12 protein-coding genes are annotated in these 19,540 nt (G+C 74.8%); 9 read left to right on the plus strand and 3 right to left on the minus strand.

What is annotated here, in order from left to right:
* Window positions 1–20 precede the first annotated feature (20 nt).
* On the minus strand, window positions 21–851 hold the full coding sequence (locus ACFZCP_RS18640; protein WP_391428127.1) for an oxidoreductase: 831 nt from the start codon (window positions 849–851) through the stop codon (window positions 21–23).
* Between the two features lie 95 nt (window positions 852–946).
* On the opposite strand from ACFZCP_RS18640, the gene ACFZCP_RS18645 reads away from it, so the two are divergent.
* Window positions 947–1,858 carry a LysR substrate-binding domain-containing protein gene (locus tag ACFZCP_RS18645; RefSeq protein ID WP_391428129.1) on the plus strand — a complete coding sequence of 304 codons (912 nt, stop codon included), beginning with the start codon at window positions 947–949 and terminating at the stop codon, window positions 1,856–1,858.
* 164 nt (window positions 1,859–2,022) lie between these two features.
* Here ACFZCP_RS18645 and ACFZCP_RS18650 read toward each other — a convergent pair whose 3' ends face one another.
* Window positions 2,023–2,904: a RimK family alpha-L-glutamate ligase gene (locus ACFZCP_RS18650; protein WP_391428131.1), complete on the minus strand. Its 882-nt coding sequence runs from the start codon at window positions 2,902–2,904 to the stop codon at window positions 2,023–2,025.
* Between the two features lie 152 nt (window positions 2,905–3,056).
* Between ACFZCP_RS18650 and ACFZCP_RS18655 the strand changes: the two genes are divergently transcribed.
* The 4 genes from ACFZCP_RS18655 (at window position 3,057) to ACFZCP_RS18670 (ending at window position 7,666) form a co-directional block, all read left to right on the plus strand.
* Entirely contained in the window at window positions 3,057–4,130 is a 1,074-nt protein-coding gene (locus ACFZCP_RS18655) for a MerR family transcriptional regulator (RefSeq protein ID WP_391428133.1), read from the plus strand.
* Between the two features lie 10 nt (window positions 4,131–4,140).
* Window positions 4,141–4,749: a class I SAM-dependent methyltransferase gene (locus ACFZCP_RS18660; protein ID WP_391428135.1), complete on the plus strand. Its 609-nt coding sequence runs from the start codon at window positions 4,141–4,143 to the stop codon at window positions 4,747–4,749.
* Between the two features lie 96 nt (window positions 4,750–4,845).
* Entirely contained in the window at window positions 4,846–6,294 is a 1,449-nt protein-coding gene (locus tag ACFZCP_RS18665; protein ID WP_362678813.1) for an acyl-CoA synthetase, read from the plus strand.
* On the plus strand, window positions 6,287–7,666 hold the full coding sequence (locus ACFZCP_RS18670) for a carboxyl transferase domain-containing protein (RefSeq protein ID WP_391428136.1): 1,380 nt from the start codon (window positions 6,287–6,289) through the stop codon (window positions 7,664–7,666). The genes ACFZCP_RS18665 and ACFZCP_RS18670 overlap by 8 nt, the downstream gene beginning before the upstream one ends.
* Here ACFZCP_RS18670 and ACFZCP_RS18675 read toward each other — a convergent pair.
* Window positions 7,641–11,273 (minus strand): S8 family serine peptidase, encoded by a 3,633-nt coding sequence (locus ACFZCP_RS18675; RefSeq protein WP_391428137.1) that lies wholly within the window; start codon window positions 11,271–11,273, stop codon window positions 7,641–7,643. The two genes, ACFZCP_RS18670 and ACFZCP_RS18675, sit on opposite strands and share 26 nt — an antisense overlap.
* Window positions 11,274–11,493: 220 nt before the next feature.
* Between ACFZCP_RS18675 and ACFZCP_RS18680 the strand changes: the two genes are divergently transcribed.
* From ACFZCP_RS18680 to ACFZCP_RS18695, 4 genes are all read left to right on the plus strand, one after another.
* A complete protein-coding gene (locus ACFZCP_RS18680) occupies window positions 11,494–11,862 on the plus strand; it encodes a CU044_2847 family protein (RefSeq protein ID WP_391428138.1) in 369 nt (122 codons plus the stop codon).
* Window positions 11,862–13,544, plus strand: a complete 1,683-nt coding sequence (locus ACFZCP_RS18685; protein WP_391428139.1) for a trypsin-like peptidase domain-containing protein — start codon at window positions 11,862–11,864, stop codon at window positions 13,542–13,544. Before ACFZCP_RS18680 ends, ACFZCP_RS18685 begins: the two co-directional genes overlap by 1 nt.
* A gap of 83 nt (window positions 13,545–13,627) precedes the next feature.
* Complete coding sequence (locus ACFZCP_RS18690) at window positions 13,628–14,656, plus strand: AAA family ATPase (protein ID WP_391428140.1); 1,029 nt, start codon at window positions 13,628–13,630, stop codon at window positions 14,654–14,656.
* Window positions 14,646–19,505 carry an SAV_2336 N-terminal domain-related protein gene (locus ACFZCP_RS18695; RefSeq protein ID WP_391428141.1) on the plus strand — a complete coding sequence of 1,620 codons (4,860 nt, stop codon included), beginning with the start codon at window positions 14,646–14,648 and terminating at the stop codon, window positions 19,503–19,505. Before ACFZCP_RS18690 ends, ACFZCP_RS18695 begins: the two co-directional genes overlap by 11 nt.
* The last annotated feature ends 35 nt before the right edge of the window (window positions 19,506–19,540 follow it).

Consider the following 19,540-nt stretch of genomic DNA (forward strand, 5'->3'; position numbering starts at 1 on the left):
TCGATCGCCGGGCCGAGGCGTCAGCCGGCGTACCCGGTCGCCCTGGCCGGCTTCTCCCACGCGGTGACGTCCTCCCGCACCTGGTCGAGGTGGGTCAGCACGGCGTCCACCCCGTCGTCCCCGAGGGGCAGCCTGAGCGGGGTGCGCTCGGCCTCCAGCGCGGCCAGGATGACGGCCGCCGCCCTGGCCGGGTCACCGGGCTGCGTACCGTCGCCGTCGGCCACCATCCCGCGGGTCGCGCCCACCTTGGTGTACACCCCGCTGTCCGCACTGACGCCGGCCCGGCCCGGGTCCATCAGCGATGTCCGGAAGCCACCGGGCTCCACGATCAGCACCTTGATGCCGAACTCCCGCACCTCGTCCGCGAGCGCCTCGGACATGCCCTCCAGCGCGAACTTCGTCCCGCTGTACGCGCCGAAGCCCGCGAAGGACATCTGCCCGCCCATGCTGCTCATCTGCACGATCGCGCCCGAGCGGCGTTCCCGCATGTGCGGCAGCACTGCCCGCACCAGGGCAGCCGGGCCGAAGACGTGCAGGTCGAACAGGTCCCGCAGCTCCTGGTCCGTGGTCTCCTCGACCGCGCCGACGTGGGTCCGCCCCGCGTTGTTGACCAGCACGTCGATCCGCCCGTGCCGGGCCACCACATCGCGTACGGCCGCCTCGACCGCGGCCGGGTCGGTGACGTCGAGCCGCAGCGCCTCCACCTGGTCGGGATGCGCGGCCACCAGGTCGTCCAGCGCCTGAGGGCGCCGGGCCGCGCCGACCACCACGTCACCGGCGGCGACGGCCGCCCGTGTGATCTCCCGCCCGAAGCCGCTGCTCGCCCCGGTCACCAGCCATACCTTGTTCACGGCAACTCCCCGTAGGTCCCGTCTCTTTCCGACACCGACCACCCTGCCGCCGCATCCCGTTGCCCGTCCAAGACCCCCGGTGATAGCCAACGGTTATGACGAGGGATGTCCACGCCCGGGACCTGCGCTACTTCGTGGCGGTCGCCGACGAACTGCACTTCACCCGCGCCGCCGAGAAGCTGTACGTCTCGCAGCCCGCGCTCAGCAAGCAGATCCGGGCCCTGGAGAGGCAGTTGGGGGCCGAACTGTTCCGGCGCGACCAGCAGGGGGTGGCGCTGACCGCCGCCGGTGAGGCGCTGCTGCCGCACGCCCGGCGGGTGCTGGCCGCGTGGGAGGCGGGCGCTGCGGCGGTGGAGGCGGCCAAGGCGGCGCAGCGCAGCACGTTGACGGTGGGCATGAGCACCAGCCCGGGCCGCGGCGGGCTGCTGCCGGCCATCCGCTCCCGCTTCACCGCCGCCCACCCCGGGGTCAGTGCCCGGCTGCGCCAGGTGAGCTGGGAGGACCCCACGGCGGGCCTGGCGGACGGCAGCGTGGACGTCGCCTTCGTGTGGCTGCCGCTGCCCGAGGAGGAGCGCTACGCCTGGACGGTGCTCGCCGAGGAACCCCGCCTGGTCGCCCTCCCGGACACGCATCCGCTCGCCGCCCGCGCCGGGATCGACTTCGCGGACCTGCTCGACGAGCCGTTCCTCGCCCTGCCGAAGAGCGCGGGCCCGCTGCGTGACCACTGGCTCGCCCTGGACGCCCGGGCGGGCCGCCCGCCGCGCATCGGCGCGGAGATCGCCGGGGCGGAGGAGACGTACGAGGCGCTGGTGGCCGGTCTCGGCGTCTGTCTGGTCGCCCTGGGCAACGCCCCGCTGATCACCCTGGGCGGCGTCACCACCCGACCTGTCCGCGGCATCGGCCCGAGCCGCTACGCCCTGGCCTGGCGCCGCGAGGACGAGGACCGGCCGCTGGTCCGCGCGTACGCCGGGGCCTGCCGGGCCACGGCCCGGGGGTTCGGCCCCTGATTTGTCCCCGGGACACCGGGCGCGGGCCGTCCCGGGGGCACCGGGCGCGGGCCGTCCGGGCAGCGCCATCGGGGCGTACGGGCCACACAGCCGGGAAGCGGACGGGGCCGGGGCCGCCGGACGCCCGCGCCCGCACGCGCACCGGCGCCCGCGTCCCGCCCGCCCTAGTCCCGGGACGTGGCCGCCCTCAGGATGGCCCGGGTGACGCGGGGCAGTGAGGTCGGGTGCAGGAACAGGAACAGGTTCGGCTCGACCAGTTCCAGCTCCATCACCCGCGGCTGCCCGTCCTCCCCGTCGACCAGGTCCACGCGCGCGTACAGCAGCCCCGGTGCGCCGCCGGGCACGGCGCTCAACGCCCCTTCGGCCACGGCCAGTTCGGCCTCGGTGGGCTGCCAGGGCTCCAGCCCGGGGTGGGCGACCTTGTCGGCGTCGTAGGGGGTGCCGGAGGAGAGGACGGCGCCCTTGCGGCTGGCGTGCAGCAGGCTGCCGCCGAAGAACTGCAGGGCCCGTTCCCCGGTGACGTCGATGCCCCGCAGGTACGGCTGCACCATCGCCGTGAAGCCCTCCGTGTGCATCCGCGCCAGCTGCCCCGCGGCCGTCTCGTGCTCGGCGGGTGTGTAGCGGGCGGCGAACCGGGCGCCCGCGCCGGAGGTCGGCTTGATCACGTACTCGTGGTCGGTGGGCAGCTCGGCGCTCTCGCCGGGAGCGATGTACCGGGTGGGGACGGTGGGCACGCCGGCCGCCGCCAGCTCGCCGAGGTAGCGCTTGTCGGTGTTCCAGCGGACCACGGCGGGCGGATTGGCGAGCCGGGTCACTCCGCCTGCCCGCTCCACCCACGCCGCGAACTCCTCGGCACGCCAGCTGTAGTCCCAGGTCGACCGGATGACGACCAGGTCGTAGGCGCCCCAGTCGGCGTCGGGGTCGTCCCAGTACCGGATGTCGGCCCCGGCCCCCGCCTCCCGCAGTGCCTGCGCCAGCACCGCCAGGTCGCTGTCCTTGGTCGGCTCGGCTCCGGGGTCGTAGGTGGCGAGAGCGATACGGGACACGGCGGTCTCCCTGTCGTACGAGGGTTCGATCACCGCGAGGCTAACAAGCGCCCCGGGAACCGGAACAGCGCAGTTGACCTTCCCCTTCGGGTAAGCCCCAGCATCGGTGGCGGAAGCGAGGAACGCGGGGTTTCGATGACGGCGAGGTTTTCGTGCAACTGCTGACGATCGGAGCCTTCGCCAAGGCGAGCAGGCTGTCGCCGAAGGCACTGCGGCTCTACGACGAGCTGGAGCTGCTGCGGCCCGCCCGGGTCGACCCGGACACCGGCTACCGGTACTACGCCGTGGAGCAGCTGGGGCGGGCCCGGCTCGTGGCCTGGCTGCGGCGGCTGGGCATGCCCCTGGCGGAGATCCGCGAGGTGTGCGCCCTGGACGCGGCGGGTGCCGCCCGGGAGATCCGGGCCTACTGGGGCCGCGTCGAGGCCGAGACCGCCGTACGGCGGGATCTGGCCGCGTTCCTCGTCGACCAGCTGACCGGAGAGTCGAGAAGGGACACCACCATGCTGGAACTGCGTTATTCCGCCCGCTCCGACCGGGGCCACGTCCGCGCGGCCAACCAGGACACCGTGTACGCGGGCCACAGGCTGCTCGCCGTGGCCGACGGGTTCGGGCCCAAGGGGGCGCCCGCGAGCAGCGCCGCCGTGGAGGCGCTGAAGTTCCTGGACGAGGACGGGGAACTGGCGGCGGGCAGTGTGCTGAACCTCCTGGAGGAGGCCGTGCGGGGCGCGAGCGAGGCGGTACGGGATCTGGCGGGCGGCGGGGAGGAGACCGCCGGCACCACACTGACCGCGCTGCTGTGGACGGGCTCGAAGGTGGCGCTCGTCCACATCGGGGACTCGCGGGCCTATCTGCTGCGGGACGGCGAGCTGTTCCGGATCACCCACGACCACAGTGTGGTGCAGTCCCTGATCGACGAGGGGCGGCTGACGCCGGAGGAGGCCGAGAGCCATCCTCAGCGGGCTCTGCTGATGAAGGCCCTCGGCGGCGGCATGGCGCCGGTACCGGATCTGCGGCTGCACGAGGCCCGGGCCGGTGACCGGTATCTGCTGTGCTCCGACGGGCTGACCGGCGTGGTCCCCGACAGGCGGATCAAAGAGCTGCTCGGCGGGGAGCACGCCGTTGACGCGCTGATCGGCGAGGCCAATGCGGCGGGCGGGCCGGACAACGTGAGCTGCGTCGTCGCCGACGTCGTTGCGTCCACCCGGCCGCCCGTGACCGTCGGATAGAACTGGCTGTATGGCGACACACGGCACGGACGCACACGCCGGCGTCGGCGACGGGCTCCCGCCTCTCGTACGGGATGCCCTCGCCGCGGCCCGCGCCTCGGCCTTCCCCCATTCCTGCCGGCCCGAACAGGGTCGCCTGCTGCACGCGTTGGCGGGCGGCGCACCGGCCCGGATCGGTGAGACCGGCACCGGGCTCGGGGTGGGACTGGCGTGGCTGGCCTCGGGGGCGCGGCCGGGGGTGCAGTTGTACAGCGTGGAGCGGGACCCGGACCGGGCGCGGGCGGCGGCCGGAGTCTTCGCCGATCGTCCCTGCGTGACCGTCCTCACCGGCGACTGGCGGCGGATCGAGGAGTACGGGCCCTTCGATCTGCTCGTGCTCGACGGCGGCGGGCAGGGGAAGGTGCCCGGGGACCGTCCCGCCGACGTCGAGCGGCTCCTCGCGCCGGGCGGGACGGTCGTCGTGGACGACTTCACCCCGGCGACCGGCCGGCTGCCGCTGCACGAGGGCGTGCCCGACGCCGCCCGGCTGCACTGGCTGGAGCATCCTGCCCTCCGCGCGACCGAATTGCGCCTCGCTCCCGGCCTGAGCACGGTCGTGGGGACGAGGCTCCTGGTGTAGGAAGGGTGCTGTCGTCCCAGGGGTCCGGGGGTGTCCCGAGTTTCGGGTCTCCTCGGTTTCCCGACAGCTTTCTCCGACAGCCAAGGAGTGCGCCGCGTGACTTCTCTCTTCCCCGCCCTGGCGGACGGTCCGGGCGAGCGGGTCGCCCTGCGGTTCGGCGAACGGTCGTCGACCTACGGCTCGCTCGCGGGCGCCGCCGGCGCGCTGGCCACGCGGCTGCGGGGGGCCGGCCGGGTCGCCGTGTGGGCGACGCCGGAGCTGGAGACCGCCGTCGCGGTGACGGGTGCGCTGCTCGCCGGGGTGGCGGCGGTGCCGCTGAACCCGAAGTCGGGCGAGAAGGAGCTGGCGCACATCCTCTCCGACAGCGCGCCCTCCCTGGTGCTCGCCGCGCCCGGTACCGAACTGCCCGCCGTCTTCGGTGACCTGGAGCGGCTCGACGTCGACGCGTCGGCCACCGGCGGCGCTCCGGCCGACGAGTCCGGCGACGGCGATCCGGCGCTGGTCGTCTACACCTCGGGCACCACCGGCCCGCCCAAGGGCGCCGTCATCCCGCGCCGGGCCCTCGCCGCGACCCTGGACGCGCTGGCCGACGCCTGGCAGTGGACGGCGGACGACGTGCTGGTGCACGGGCTGCCGTTGTTCCATGTGCACGGACTGGTGCTGGGCATCCTCGGCCCGCTGCGGCGCGGCGGGTCGGTGCGGCACCTGGGGAGGTTCAGCACCGAGGGCGTGGCCCGGGAGCTGAGCGAGGGCGCGACCATGCTGTTCGGGGTGCCGACCATGTACCACCGCATCGCCGAGTCCCTCCCGGACGACCCGGAGCTGGCGAAGGCGCTGGGCCGGGCGCGGCTGCTGGTGTCCGGCTCGGCCGCGCTGCCGGTGCACGACCACGAGCGGATCGCGGCGGCGACCGGCCGGCGGGTGATCGAGCGCTACGGCATGACGGAGACGCTGATGAACACCAGTGTGCGGGCCGACGGCCAGGCCCGGGCCGGGACCGTCGGCGTGCCGCTGCCGGGGGTGGAGCTGCGGCTCGTGGAGGAGGACGGCTCGGAGCTGGCCGAGTACGACGGGCAGAGCGTCGGCGAGATCCAGGTGCGCGGTGCGAACCTGTTCACCGAGTACCTGAACCGGCCCGACGCGACCGCCGCCGCGTTCACCGCCGACGGCTGGTTCCGCACCGGTGACATGGCGGTGCGGGAGCCCGACGGCTACGTCCGGATCGTCGGGCGCAAGGCCACCGACCTGATCAAGAGCGGTGGCTACAAGATCGGGGCGGGCGAGATCGAGAACGCGCTGCTGGAGCACCCGGGGGTGCGGGAGGCCGCGGTCACCGGGGAGCCGGACGCGGACCTCGGCGAGCGGATCGTGGCCTGGGTCGTTGCGGCGGACCCCCAGGCGCCGCCCGCCGCCGAGGAGCTGGCCGCCCATGTGGCCGGGCGGCTGGCTCCGCACAAGCGCCCGCGCGTGGTCCGCTACCTGGATGTCCTGCCCCGCAACGACATGGGGAAGATCATGAAGCGGGCCCTGGTGGCCGATGCCTGAGCGACTGTCGGCACGGGAGTTCCTGACCCTGGTCACGGACGAGGCGACCTTCCGTGAACTCCCCTGTGACATAAGGCGCTCCGTGGTCGACGGCCCGCTGGGCTGGCACGGGTACGACGCCTCGCTGGCCCGGGCCGCCGGCCGCACCGGCGAGGAGGAGTCGGTCGTCTGCGGTACCGCGGACGTCGCGGGCACCCGGGCCGTGCTGATCGCGTTCGAGTTCGGCTTCCTCGGCGGCTCCCTGGGCGAGCGCACCGGCGACCGTCTGGTGGCGGCCTACACGCACGCCCGGACCCACCGGCTGCCCGTCGTGCCGTTGGTCGCCACCGGCGGCAGCCGGATGCAGGAGGGCATGCTGGCGCTGACCCAGCTCCAGCGGGTGGCCCGCCAGTCGGCGCTCACCCGGGAGGCGGGCCTGCCGCAGATCGCGGTTCTGCGGGATCCGACGACCGGCGGCGGCTGGGCCACGCTCGGTGCCGGAGCCGATGTGATCCTGGCGCTGCCGGGCGTGCAGGTGGGCTTCGCGGGCTCCCGGGTCCGGCCCCCGGACGCGGATCCGGCGGCGTACACGGCCGAGGCGCAGGTGGCGGCGGGGTCGGCGGACGCGGTGGTGCGGCCCGAGGAGCTGCGCGAGACGCTGGGGCGGTGGCTGCGGCTGCTGACGGCCCCGGCCCACGAGGCCCCCGCACCGTACGCGCTGGGCGCACTCTCCCTCCCTGGCACCGGCTGGGAGGCCGTCCGCCGCGCCCGCTCCCCGGAACGCCCGCGCGCACAAGCCTACTTGGACGCCTTCTTCACCCACCGGGTCGCGATCTCGGGCGACCGCTGCGGCGGCACCGACCCCGACGGCATGCTGTGCGGGTTCGGCGAGCGGGACGGCCGCAGCGTGGCGTACGCGGCGCAGACCGGGGCGGCGACCCGGGCCGCCGGGTACCGCACCGCGGGCCGGCTGATCAGGCTGGCGGACCGGCTCGGGATCCCGGTGCTGACACTGGTGGACACGCCGGGCGCCGCCAATGACGCCGAGGCGGAGCGGCAGGGCGCCGGGGCGGCGATCGCGGACGTGTTCGGGGCGGTGGCCGCCGCCCGGGTCCCGCTCACCACGCTCGTCGTCGGCGAGGGCGGCTCGGGCGGGGCGCTCGCGCTGGCCGCGCCCGGCAACACCTGGGCCACCCCGGACAGTTACTTCTCGGTGATCGCGCCGGAACTCGCGGCGGCGATCCTCAAACGAGGGCCCGCCGAGGTGGAGGCGACCGCGGACCAGCTGCGTCTGCGGCCGCAGGACCTGGTGGAGCTGGGGGTGGTCCGGGGCATCGTCGGTGCCGCGGACCACCCCGGCTCCCGGGCTAGCGCACCCCCACCGCCCGGATGATCTCCTGGATCACCGAGCCGCCCCTGTCGTCGTGGGCCGAAGCACGCAGCGAGACATGGGCGGCGCCCCGGGGCACGGTCAGCGTGCCGTGCCAGGTGGCGCCGTGGCCGGCGGTCAAGGGGACCTGCCGCCAGGTGGCGCCGTCGTCGTACGACACCTCCAGGCGGCCGCCGCCGAGGGTGCCGGTGCCGGACGCCTTCGCCACGTACTGGGCACCGAGCGTGACGTGTGTCCGCTGCCCGCCGCGCACCTGCCCGGCGAGGCCGGTGCCGACGTCGAGGGCGAGGTTGATCAGCGGCAGGTAGGTCCAGTGGTCCTCCGGGGTGGCCGCCGACCGGAAGGTCCACTCGCTGTGGCCCTCGGTGGCGAGCGGCCAGTGGCCTGCGTCCAGGGCGGTGTCGGTGACCACCTTGTAGGTGTGCTCGTCGGCGGGTGCGTCCCAGACGTAGGCGCCGGATCCGGTGCGCCGGTCGACCTGGGTGCCGTCGAGGTAGACGGCGGTGGTCTGGCTCATTGCGCTGTCCTCGCTCCACACGTCGCCGAATCCGGTGTGGTCGGGCCCGGAGTCGCCCCATCCAGGGGTGTTCAACTGGATCTGGTTCCCGGCGCGTTGCTGCCCCCAGCCGAGACCGCTGCCCAGCCACGGGTGCCACACCGGGCGGAACCAGTTCAGCTGCGGCGTCGAACCGCCCTCGTAGCGCACCAGGCCGCTGCGTTCCTCCAGTGCGCCGTCGCGGGCGGTGACGGACTCGTGCCACAGCTGGCCGGGGCCGGTGGAGACGTAGTCGGTGCGCTCGGCGGGCAGGTCGACGCGCTCCTGGAAGCCGAGGCCGATCGGGAAGGTACCGGTGATCGAGTAGCGGAACTCGCCGCCGCCGACGGGCTCGGTCGCATGGAACCTGACGCGCACGGCAGCCAGTTGTCGCCCGGAGGGGGCGTAGGCCAGGTCCCGGTCCGGGATCGCGCCCCGGTGGCCGTCCGACAGGTCGTACACGTACGGCGCGTTGCGGGTGCCGGTCATGTCCACGTGCCGCGCCGACCGCAGCCGGGCCGCGTCCGCCTTGCTCACCGTGGCGATCTGCAGCGGCCGGTCGGCGTTGTCGTCCGTGCCCCACCAGGCCATCAGCCGGCCGGGCGCGTCGTCCGTCACGAACAGCGCCCGGGCGCCCGCGTCCTGGGCGGCCCGGGCCAGCGCGGCCGGATCGGCGCCGTCGGCGAGGTGCGCGAGCACCGCCTTGCCCGCCACCCCGGTGAAGGGGCCGTCCCCGACATCGGCCAGCGGCAGCTTCGTACGGCCCTCGATCAGGGTGCCGCCCGCCTGGACGGTCGCCTCGCCGACGCCCTTCACCTCCAGCAGCGGCTTGGCGAGCCGCCACACGGTGCGGTACTCGAACCCTCCCTGGGCGACCTTCCGGGTGGGGGCGGCGAAGACGCTGTCGTAGGTCAGCGGGACCTGGACCGCGCCGAACAGGTCGGCGCCGTTCGCGGAGCGGTCGTACTCCATGAGCAGCTGACGGGTCTCGGTGCGCCGGTCGACGTCCGCCCTGATCTCCCGCAGCGTGCGTCCGTCCAGGGTGACGTCGCGGTCGCGGTCGAGGCTGATCTCGGGGGCGGCGAGGAAGCCGAGGCCGAGCGAGTCGGCGCCGTGGCTGCCGCGCACGTCGAGGAAGGAGGCCAGGCTGTACGTGCCGGGCTTCAGGCGCAGCTTCAGGGTGCCGGAGTCACCGACGTGCGCGGGCTGGGCGTCCTCGCCCTCGGCGAGCCGCTGCACGGCGAGGTCGGCGGCGGCGGGCGCACCGTCGCGGTCCTCCACATGCACGGTGAGCGTGTACCGCTCCTCCTCCTTGACCAGCCCGAACACGGTGTGCGCGAGCGGGGTGCCGTCCGGCCCGGTGGCCACGATCTGCCCGCTGCTCTCCCCGACCGGCGCCTTCGCCGCGTCGCCGGTGACCGTGGTGGACGCGGTGCCGTGCGCGGGGACGGTGAGGGCGGAATCGGCGAGGGCGGCGACGCCGTCCGCAGCGCCCTGGACGGAGAGCGTCAGCCGCATGTCGTGGTCGGAGGAGTTGCGGTAGGTGAGGGTGCGGGTGACCGGCCGGTCCGCGTCGTAGGGCCAGCTGTGGAAGCCGAGGTCGGCGCTGCCGGTGGCGGTGAGGTCCGCCTTCACCGCGTCGGAGACGCTCAGCCGTCCGGCGCCCAGTACGTACGCGGACGCGTCGAGCCGTCTGGAGCTGGACATCAGCGCGTCCTTGAGCTGCGCGCCGGTCCAGCCGGGGTGCTCCTCGGCGAGCAGGGCGGCCGCTCCCGCGACGTGCGGGGTCGCCATGGACGTACCGCTCATGGAGGTGTAGTAGCCGCTGCCGGGGACGAGTTGGGAGCGGGCGGCGAGGATGTCGACGCCGGGTGCCGACAGGTCCGGCTTGAGGGCGTTGTCGCCGTAGCGGGGTCCGGCGCTGGTGAAGTAGGCCGCCTGGTCGTCCGCGTCCACGGCGCCGACGGTCAGGGCCGCGTCGGCGGCGCCGGGCGAGCCGATCGAGGACGGGGCGCCGGTGTTTCCGGCGGCGACGACGAAGAGCGCGCCGGTCTCCTTGCTGAGGGTGTTCACCGCCTGCGCCATGGGGTCGGTGCCGTCGCTGGCCTCGGTCGAGCCGAGGCTCATGGAGATCACCCGGGCGTGCACGTCCCGCGCCGCCCACTCCATGCCCGCGATGATCTGGGACTCGCTGCCCGTTCCCTGGTCGCTGAGGACCTTGCCGACCGCGAGCGTGGCACCGGGCGCGACTCCCTTCTCCCTGCCGTAGGAGGCGGCGCCGCTGCCGCCGACGGTGGAGGTGGTGTGCGTGCCGTGCCCGTTGCGGTCGGCGACCTCCTGCCCGTCGATGAAGCTCCTGGTGGCGGTGGTCCGGCCGGTGAGGTCGGGGTGGGTCAGGTCCGCGCCCGTGTCGAGGACGGCCACCGTGACGCCCTTGCCGGTGAGGCCCGCGTCCCAGGCGGTCTGCGTGCCGATCTGGGCGTTGCTCTCGGCCATGTCGGTCTTGACACGGCCGTCGAGCCAGACCTTGCCGACGCCTTCGCCGCGGGTGAACGACCGCCAGAAGGTGCGTCCCCTGCCGGCTTCGACGGCGGCCGCGCCGAGGCTCGGCAGCGTCCGGGTGCGTTCGGTGCCGGCCGGGGTGGCGGCACGGGCGCCCTTCGCAGAGGTCACGATCAGCGGCAGCGTGTCCCGCCCGGCGTCCGTGAAGCCCTGCCGGATCAGCCCGCTCACGTCGAACAGCCGCCGGTCCAGGGTGCCGGCCCGCAGATACGGCAGCGCCTCGTCCGGTACGACGGTGATGTCACCGCCGCTCATCTGGGTCCGCACCACGCCGGTGGCACCCCGGGGCCGCTGCACGGCGACCGTCTTCCGGCCCTGCCCGAGGTCGGTGACGGTCACCTTGTCGCCGGTGACGAGGGTGACGGTGGTGGCGGCGTCCCCGGCCGCCGGGTGCGGGGTGCGCCGGTCCGCGGCGGCGCCCGGGTGCGCGAGAACCGGGGCCGCCGGCGACAGGGCGATCACAAGCCCCATCGCGAGCAGCGCCGCCCCACGGCTGACTGGTCCTGTGGTCATCCACGCCTCTTCTCATGTCGAGTGCGTCGAGTGCGTCGAGTGCTGGGACGAGTGTCATGTGCCGTGCGGCGCACGGGTGTTGGGCGGTGGTGGCGGGAAGGCGTCCTGGCGGATTCCCGCCACCGTGGGCGCGCGACGGCGGCCGACCCGGAGACATCCCGACTCCCCGTCAGCAACAATGGAGGTGTATTGGGGATCAAGAACACGGGGGGAAGGCGCCATGAGCAGGCTGCTGGAGTTCACCACCGAGGACGGCGCCGTCGTCGTGGTGGAGGCCACGGACGGCACGAGCGGGACCCGGCTCGTCTCCAGAGGCGAGGGCGGCCCCGCGGCCCAGGCCGCCCGCACCTTCGAAGGCACCCTCGACGGCGTCCGCTCGGCCGCCCAGTCCGCGCTGCGGGTCTTCCGCGACGGCAGCCTGCGCCCCGACTCCGTGGAGCTGGAGTTCGGCGTGAAGCTGACCGCCGAGGCCGGGGCGGTCATCGCCAAGGGGGCTGCGGAGGGACAACTGGTCGTCAAGCTGAGCTGGTCGCAGAAGGACGCGGCACCGGCCTCCGACGGCACGGGTGCGGAGCCCACAGCCCGGTGATGAGGAGCGCTGCCTGGCACGCCCGGATCGAGTACGGGGGCGCGGTCGCCGGAGCGGGTTTCCTGGTGGCCCCCCGCACCGTGCTGACCTGCGCGCATGTCGTGCAGGACAGTGAGCCGGGACTGCTGGCCGTCTCGTTCCCGAACCGCCCGGACCTCGGCGTGCTGCCCGCGGTCGTCGCCGTGGACGGGGGCTGGGCGGGCGGCGCCACCGATCCCGGCGATCTGGCCGTGCTGGAGCTGGCCTGCGAGGTGCCGCTGGCCCCGGCCCGGTTCGCTCCGCCCGGCGACGGACCGGGCCCCGCCCTGCCGGTCCTGGTGGCCTATGGCTTCCCGCAGGGCTACGACGAGGGCCAACTCGCCCAGTACCGTGCCGTGTCCACCACGCGGATCGCCGGCCAGTGGGTGCAGCTGGAGGCCACGACGGCGCACGGCCAGCCGCTGACACACGGCTTCAGCGGAGCCGCGGCCACCCTCCCGGACGGCAGGGTGGCCGGCATGGTCGCGCAGGTGGCCGGCGAGCACGGCGTACGGGTCGCCCGGATGCTGCCCACCGAGGTGCTGGCCCGCCACTGGCCCGGACTCGGCGAGCTGGTCCCCGCCTGCGACGGCGACAAGGACCCGACGCGCAGGCTGTACGCGCTGGTACGGCGGGCCGAGGCCGCCGGGCCGGTCTGCTCCCCCGACCAGCTGTTCGTGGACGCCGTGGGCGACTTCGGCCCCGAACTGCCCCCGGGCGGCTTCGGCTCGTTACGGGAGGCCGTCGGCTATGTGCAGTTCGAGGTCGAGCAGCCGGCCGAGGCCCTGGCGCGGTTCGCCGACCGCCTGACGGAGCTCCTGGACGGGCCCGCCGAACCCGTCGCGGCGGCCGCCCCCGCCCCCGCCTGGGCCCCGATCCTCGTCGAGATCGACCGCAGCGGGGCGGGCGCCGACCAGGTCACGGTCGCGGTGTCGGCGTACCGCGACGGACGGCCCCGGCCGATCGGCACCGTCCGGCTGCCCCGCGCCGAGGTGCGGGAGCACGTGCAGCGGGGCATCGACCGCGCCTTCAGGCAACTCGCCCCGGATGCCGAGGAGTTGCTGACCTTCGTGCTGCCGCGCGACCTGCTGAACCTGCCGGTGGCGCACTGGGCGTGCAGCGCGGACGACTCCACCCCGCTCGGCTGCGCCCACCCCGTGGTCGTCGCAGACCGCTCCCGGCACCACAGCGCCAGGCTGCGCCACCAGCTCGGCAAGCAGTGGCACCACCTGACGAAGGGGCCCGGCACCGCCTTGCACCGCATCGACTGCGGCACCCCGGAGCGCCCGCTCGGACTGCGCAAGCGCCTGCGCGAGCAGGAGGCGGGCCTGGCGGCCTTCGGCGCCCCGCCCGATGCCGCTCCGCAGCACTTCGAGGTCGGCCTGAACATGCCCGTGCCGGTCCTGCTGTGGCCGCACACAGGCTGCGCGGACGCCGCCGGCCACTCGGCCCCCTGCCCCGGCACCGCGTTCCTCGACGCGCTCACCCCGTGCGTCGAGGGAGTTTCCCCGGCCGAACTCCCTCGGCACATACAGGCATTGCGCGAGGAGGCGGAGGCGGACGAGGAGCCCGAACGGCACTGGGCACGGAACCTCCAGCTGCTCTGGGACGATCCGCGCTGCTTCCCCGAACCCGCCACCAGCCTGCACTCACCCGTCGCCTGAACCCGTCACCCGCCCCGTCATCCGACCCACGTCACCCGCCGTCCGACCTCGTCGCCCGAACAGCCCCCACGGAGATGGAACCCATGCCCCTGTGGCCCGTGTACACCGGCACGAAGGAGCCGCACGACGGCATCACCGAGCTGCCCGCTCCCCCGCCCTGGCGGGCCTTCGACGGCGGCCCCGCGCTGGACACCCCCGCCGACGGGGCCGACACCGCGGCCACCTCCCCGGACCGCACGCACCGCGCCGCCACGTACCGGGCCACCCCGCAGACCGTCCAGCTGGTCAACGCGGCCCTCTACCTGCGCCGCCCGCTCCTCGTCACCGGTCCGCCCGGCACCGGAAAGTCGTCCCTGGCCTACGCGGTGGCCCGCGAGCTGAAGCTCGGCCCGGTCCTGCGCTGGAACATCACCAGCCGCAGCACCCTGCACGACGGCCTCTACCAGTACGACCCTCTCTCCCGCCTGTACGCGGCCCGCCAGGCGGCGGCCCAGGACCCCGGCATCGGCTCCCCGGCCTCCGGCATCGAGGACCATCTGCGCCTCGGCCCGCTCGGCACCGCCCTGCTCCCCTACGCCCGCCCCCGCGCCCTGCTCGTCGACGAGATCGACAAGAGCGACCTCGACCTGCCCAACGACCTGCTGAACGTGCTGGAGGAGGGCCAGTACGAGATCCCGGAGCTGGTCCGGTCGTCCGGCGACGAGAACCCACGGGCCACGGTCATGATCGACGGCACCCACACCCGCGTCCCCGTCGAACGCGGCCGGGTCCGCTGCCGCGCCTTCCCCTTCGTCGTGCTGACCAGCAACGGCGAGCGCGAGTTCCCGCCCGCCTTCCTGCGCCGCTGTGTCACCCTGCGGCTGCGCCAGCCCGACGACTCCCTCCTCGCCGACATCGTCCGCGCCCACTTCGACGGCGAGCCCGACGACTACGCACAGGACCTGATCCACCGCTTCCTGTCCCGGGTGGGCGGCGGCGACCTGGCCACCGACCAGCTGCTCAACGCGATCTACCTGGCCCGCTCCTCCGACCTGCCCGCGGACTCCCTGAACGACCTGGCGGAACAGCTCATGCCGTACCTCGGCGAGGCCCGGCGTCCCGATGCCTTCTGACCTCCCCCACGCTCGGCTCCGCTCGCGCGGGGGGACCCCCACCGGCTCCCCGGACCCGCTCGCCCGCCTGGCCGACGTCCTGGCCGAGGCGGCGGGCGGGCAGCGTCCCACCCCGCAGGAACTGGCGGAACTGCTGTGGCTGGCCGAGCGGCTGGAGCCGAGGGGCGAGGAGCGGCGGACCTCGCCCCCACAGCCCGCCCCGCCCCCGCCGGACGCACCCGGCACACCGGAGGAACCCCACGCGGCGGACGGGCCGCGGCAGCCGCCGAGGACACCTCCGGAAGACACCCCCACCGCCCCGCCGGCACCGGATCCGGCCCCGGCCGACGCCCGGGAGGCGCCCCGCGCCCCGCTCCACCTGCCCTCCCCCGCCCCCACCGGACGCGGCACGCACGCCGCCCTCCTGGCACCGGCGCCCCCGATGCTCCGCCACCCGCTGGGTCTGCAACGCGCTCTGCGCCCCCTCAAACGCCGTAGCGACGCCCCCAGCGGGCACCGCCTGGACGAGCCCGCGACGGCCGACCGTATCGCCCGCCTCGGCGCCGCCCCCGAGTGGTGGCTGCCGGTGCTGCGGCCCGCCCGGGAGCGCTGGCTGCGGCTGAACCTGGTGGACGACACCGGCCCGACGATGCCCGTCTGGCGCCCCCTGGTCCGCGAACTGCACACCGCGCTGGCCCAGTCGGGCATCTTCCGGACCGTGACCCGGCTGCGCGCCGCCCCCGACGGCACGGTCCACGGCCACGGCGCGCACACTCCCGCCGACGGCCGCACGGTCACCCTCGTGATCAGCGACTGCATGGGGCCGCAGTGGCGGCCGGGCGAGGCGGGGCGCCGCTGGAGCGGCACCCTCGGCCGCTGGACCCGGCAGATGCCCGTCGCCGTCGTCCAGCCGCTTCCCGAACACCTCTGGCGCGACACGGCGCTGCCCGCCGCCCCGGGCCTGTTGTCGGCACCGCATCCGGCCGCGCCGACGGCGGCCCTGACCTTCGCGCCGTACGACACGGCGTCCGACGGCACGGACGACGATCCCGCCGGCGGCGTGCCGCTGCCCGTACTGGAGGCGGACCCGAGATGGCTGGCGAACTGGGCGGGCCTGCTGACGTCGGCCGGCGGGACCGCGTACCCCGGCTCGGCGGCGCAGCTGGGCGGGCCCCCGGACCCGCGGGCCCGTACGGATGTCTCCCGGCTGTCCCCACAGGAGCTGGTGCTGCGCTTTCGCGCGACCTCTTCCCCCCAGGCGTTCCGGCTGGCCGGTCACCTGGCCCTCGGCCGCCCCGACCTGCCGGTGATGCGCCTGGTCCAGCGTGCGGTGGAGGCCGATCCGCGCCCGCAGCACCTGGCCGAGGTGATCCTCAGCGGCCTGCTGACGTCAGTCTCCGGCCCACCGGGCTCCTACGCCTTCCGGCCGGGCGTGCGGGCCCTGCTGCTGCGCAGCCTGCCGCGCTCGTCCCGGGGCCGTACGACGGAACTGCTCGCCCGGGTGGGCGGGCTGATCGAGGAGCGGGCCGGGACGGCGCCCGGCGACTTCCCGGCGGTGACGCCGGCGCCCGGCGGTGCGGGAGGTGCGGGGGCCGACGGCGAGGCGATCGCGACGGTCCGGCCCGAGGCGCTGCGCCGGCTGACCGGGCGTTCCGCCCGCCCGGCCGGGCTCTTCGGCGCGTACCGGCTGGTGCGGCGGCTGGCCCCGGGCGGGAACGTGTGGCTCGGCGAAAACACCGCGGACGGCGAACGAGTGGCCCTGCGGCTGCTGGAACCGGTCACCGACCCGGCGCGCCGGGAGGCCTTCCTGCGGGATGCGGGGCGGCTGCGGGGACTGTCCCACCCGAACGTGGTGGCCGTCCGCGACGTCGGGTTCGAGGGGAACATCCCGTATGTCGCCATGGAGTATCTGGACGGCATCGCCCTGAAGGCCCTGTCCGCACTCAGCGGCTACCTGCTGCCGCCGCCGTTGGTGGCATCGATCGGGAGCGGGCTCGCCCGCGCCGTCACGGCTCTCCACGCCGCGGGCGTCACGCACGGCGGACTCGGCATGTCCCGGGTCCTGCTCCTGCCCGACGGCACCGTCGAACTCGCCGTCTTCGAGCCCGGCTGCACCTCGGAGCCGGAGGGACAGGCCGAGGACCTGCGAGCGCTGTGCGAGGTGATGCTGCGGCTGGCCGCGGGGACCTCCCGGCTGACGCTGCCCATCGAGCCCAAGGACCTCGGTCGTCTGCCGCTCGCGTCGCAAAGTGCGTACGCCCAGGCGTTCAACCTGCTGATGGCGCCGTCGCCGCAGGCTCGGACGCAGGGCCGGGACCTGCTCACGGACGAGGAACTGCTGCTGCAGGCACAGGAGGTGTACGCCCGGCGCTCCTACCGCGTCCTCGGCCCGCTCCGGGTCGAGATCCCCGGCCGCAGGACGGAGTTCGCCCCGCTCGAACAGGCGGTCCTCGCCATGCTGCTGCTCCGGCACGGCCGCGTGGTGACCCATGAGGAACTCCGAGCGGGCCTGTGGGGTCCGGGCGAGGAGCCCGAGGACGCCGCCGGTGTTCTGGTCCGGATCGCCGACATGCTGCGGTACGCCCTGGGCCCCGGCGTGCTGGCGACGTTCCCCGACGGCTGCGCCCTGCACACCAGCGCCGACTACCTCGACCTGGCTCACTGCAACGACCTGGAGCGGACGGCCGTCGCCCTGGCCGGCCGGGACCACCCCCACCGGGCGCACGAACACATCGCGACGGCACTGGGCCTGTGGCGCAGCGGCGGCCTCCTCCCGGGCGTTCCCGGCCCCGCGGCCCGCGCGGCCCGCGCCAGTCTCCTCCAGCGCCGGCTCGACCTGTACCGCATCCGTGCCGAACTCGACCTGGATCTGGGCGAGTACGAGCGCGCGGCCGCGGATCTCGGCGAACTCGTGCGCGCCCACCCCTCGCACGAGGACCACCGCCGGCTGCTGCTGATCGCGCTGCGCCACCTCGGCCGTATCGAGGAGGCGCTGGAGGTGTACCAGGAGTACGAGTGGTCGGGCGGCGAGGATCCCACCCTGCTGGCCCTCGGCCATGAACTGCGCGGCGAGTACGACGACTTCGAGGACCCGGGGGCCCTGGGACCGGAATACGATCCGGGACCCGACTACGGTGCCCTGGGCGCCCCGGACGAGCTGCTGGAGGGCCCCTATCCCACCGAGGGCCCGTCCCTCCTCTACGGTCCCGACGACCCGGCCGAGGAGAGACCGCTGCCGCAGGACGAGGTGCCGGAGAGCCTGTTCACCACCGAGGACGTCCGCGCCGGTGCGGTCCTGCCGTTCCACGACGTGGTCCTGTTCGAGTGCGCCGACGGGACCGGGGACGCGGACGACCGGGCGGCGCTGGGCCGGGCGGTCGTCCGGCTGCTGGTGGCAAGCGGGCTGGATCCGGCCGGTTACGAGCTGGAGGCGCAGGCGAGCGGCTGGTGCGTGCGGCTCCCGCCCACCGTGCCGGAGCTCGGGTTGCTCGCCGTCACCCTTCAGGAGTTCACGGACCGGGTCGCCGAGACGGGTGGCCTGCGCTGGCAGGTGACCTTCCTCGGTCCCGGACTCACCAGGGAGGAACACGTCGGCCACCTTCTGGACGGCAACGGCGCCCAGGGCGTCCTCGCGGTCCCCGACGCGCTCCGCACCGCGCTGCTCGCCGGGGGCCAAAGGATCCAGGCCGTGGACGACATGGCCTACCACGGCCCCGGCAAGGGCTGGCGCCTGTTCGCCCGGCCCCCTGCCCCCGAATGGGTCCATCCGGTCCAGGGCCCCTTCCGCCTCCCGGCCCTGGTTCCCCTCCCGGAGCCCGTGGGCAGCACCAGGGCCGTCGTGTACACCGCGTACGGCTCCGGGCTCACCCTGACCCGGCCGCCGGGAGCGACGTTCTACTACGAGGTCGACCTCACCGAGCGCCGCCTGGTGCTGGACGAGGCCGGACCGCCGGTCGACGGAATCCAGGTGTTCGAGGCGGCGGGCGCGGCCGTCTGGCGGATCTCCGAGCCGATCGACGCCGTCCGGGTCGGGGAGGGACACGCCTCCAGCCTCATCGTCCGGCACCTCGCGGACTGTCTGCACGACGTGTCGCACGCCTATCCCGCCAGTGATCCGGCCCAGGCGCAGAACGCGCTGGACCAAGGACTGACCGGCCTGAGGCTGCCCGGGCACGCGGTGCGCTGGGCGGTCTCCCTCATGCCGGTCCACGCGTCCCGCGCGGCCCCGCCTCCCTGGCAGGCCGACGCCGAACTGGTCGACGCCCTGCGCCGTGCGGACGCCGTCCTCCTCGGCTTCGACGGCACGCTGACACACCTGCGCACGGACACCGTCGAGCTCGTGCACAGGCACCTGCCCGACGCGGCCGGCCGGTACGCCGACCCGCTCGACATGCTGCGCACGTCCACGTCGCCCGCGCTGACCGCACGGCTGGAAGCGGAGCTGGCGGTGCTGGAGGAGGCCGCTGCCCGCGAGGCGGCGCCCATCACCCACTCCGACCTGCTGGTGCGCACGCTCGCGGGCCAGGGACGGCTGCTGGCCGTGGTCACCGACTGCTCGGCCGGGGCGGCCGTCTCCTATCTGGCCGGGCGAGGACTGCTGAGCTGCCTGCCCGGTGGTGTGCACGGGCGCGACGGCCTGCGCAGCCCGCTGCTGCCCGCCCCGGACCGCCTGCTCGCGGCAGCCCGGCAGCTCGGCCTCCCCCCGGACGGCTGTCTCGTGATCGGCTCGACCAGGGCGGAACGGGACGCGGCCCAGGCCGCCGGGATGGCGTTCGTCCACGTCGACGTCGGCCGCACGGGCGCACCGCCCCCGCCCGCCCTCACCGCCCTCGGCCTGCGTCCTCTCCTCAAGGCCGCCCGTTCTCTGTGAAACCCCCCATTCAGCGGCACCCCGCCCGGCCCCCT

It is taken from the genome of Streptomyces sp. NPDC007971 (assembly GCF_042958635.1).
In the GTDB taxonomy this organism is placed as follows: Bacteria; Actinomycetota; Actinomycetes; order Streptomycetales; family Streptomycetaceae; genus Streptomyces.

Coding starts and splice junctions, on each gene's coding strand:
- ACFZCP_RS18645 (WP_391428129.1), top strand. CDS start 947: ATGACGAGGGATGTCCACGCCCGGGACCTGCGCTACTTCGTGGCGGTC.
- ACFZCP_RS18660 (WP_391428135.1), top strand. CDS start 4,141: ATGGCGACACACGGCACGGACGCACACGCCGGCGTCGGCGACGGGCTC.
- ACFZCP_RS18670 (WP_391428136.1), top strand. CDS start 6,287: ATGCCTGAGCGACTGTCGGCACGGGAGTTCCTGACCCTGGTCACGGAC.
- ACFZCP_RS18675 (WP_391428137.1), bottom strand. CDS start 11,273: ATGACCACAGGACCAGTCAGCCGTGGGGCGGCGCTGCTCGCGATGGGG.
- ACFZCP_RS18680 (WP_391428138.1), top strand. CDS start 11,494: ATGAGCAGGCTGCTGGAGTTCACCACCGAGGACGGCGCCGTCGTCGTG.
- ACFZCP_RS18685 (WP_391428139.1), top strand. CDS start 11,862: ATGAGGAGCGCTGCCTGGCACGCCCGGATCGAGTACGGGGGCGCGGTC.
- ACFZCP_RS18690 (WP_391428140.1), top strand. CDS start 13,628: ATGCCCCTGTGGCCCGTGTACACCGGCACGAAGGAGCCGCACGACGGC.
- ACFZCP_RS18695 (WP_391428141.1), top strand. CDS start 14,646: ATGCCTTCTGACCTCCCCCACGCTCGGCTCCGCTCGCGCGGGGGGACC.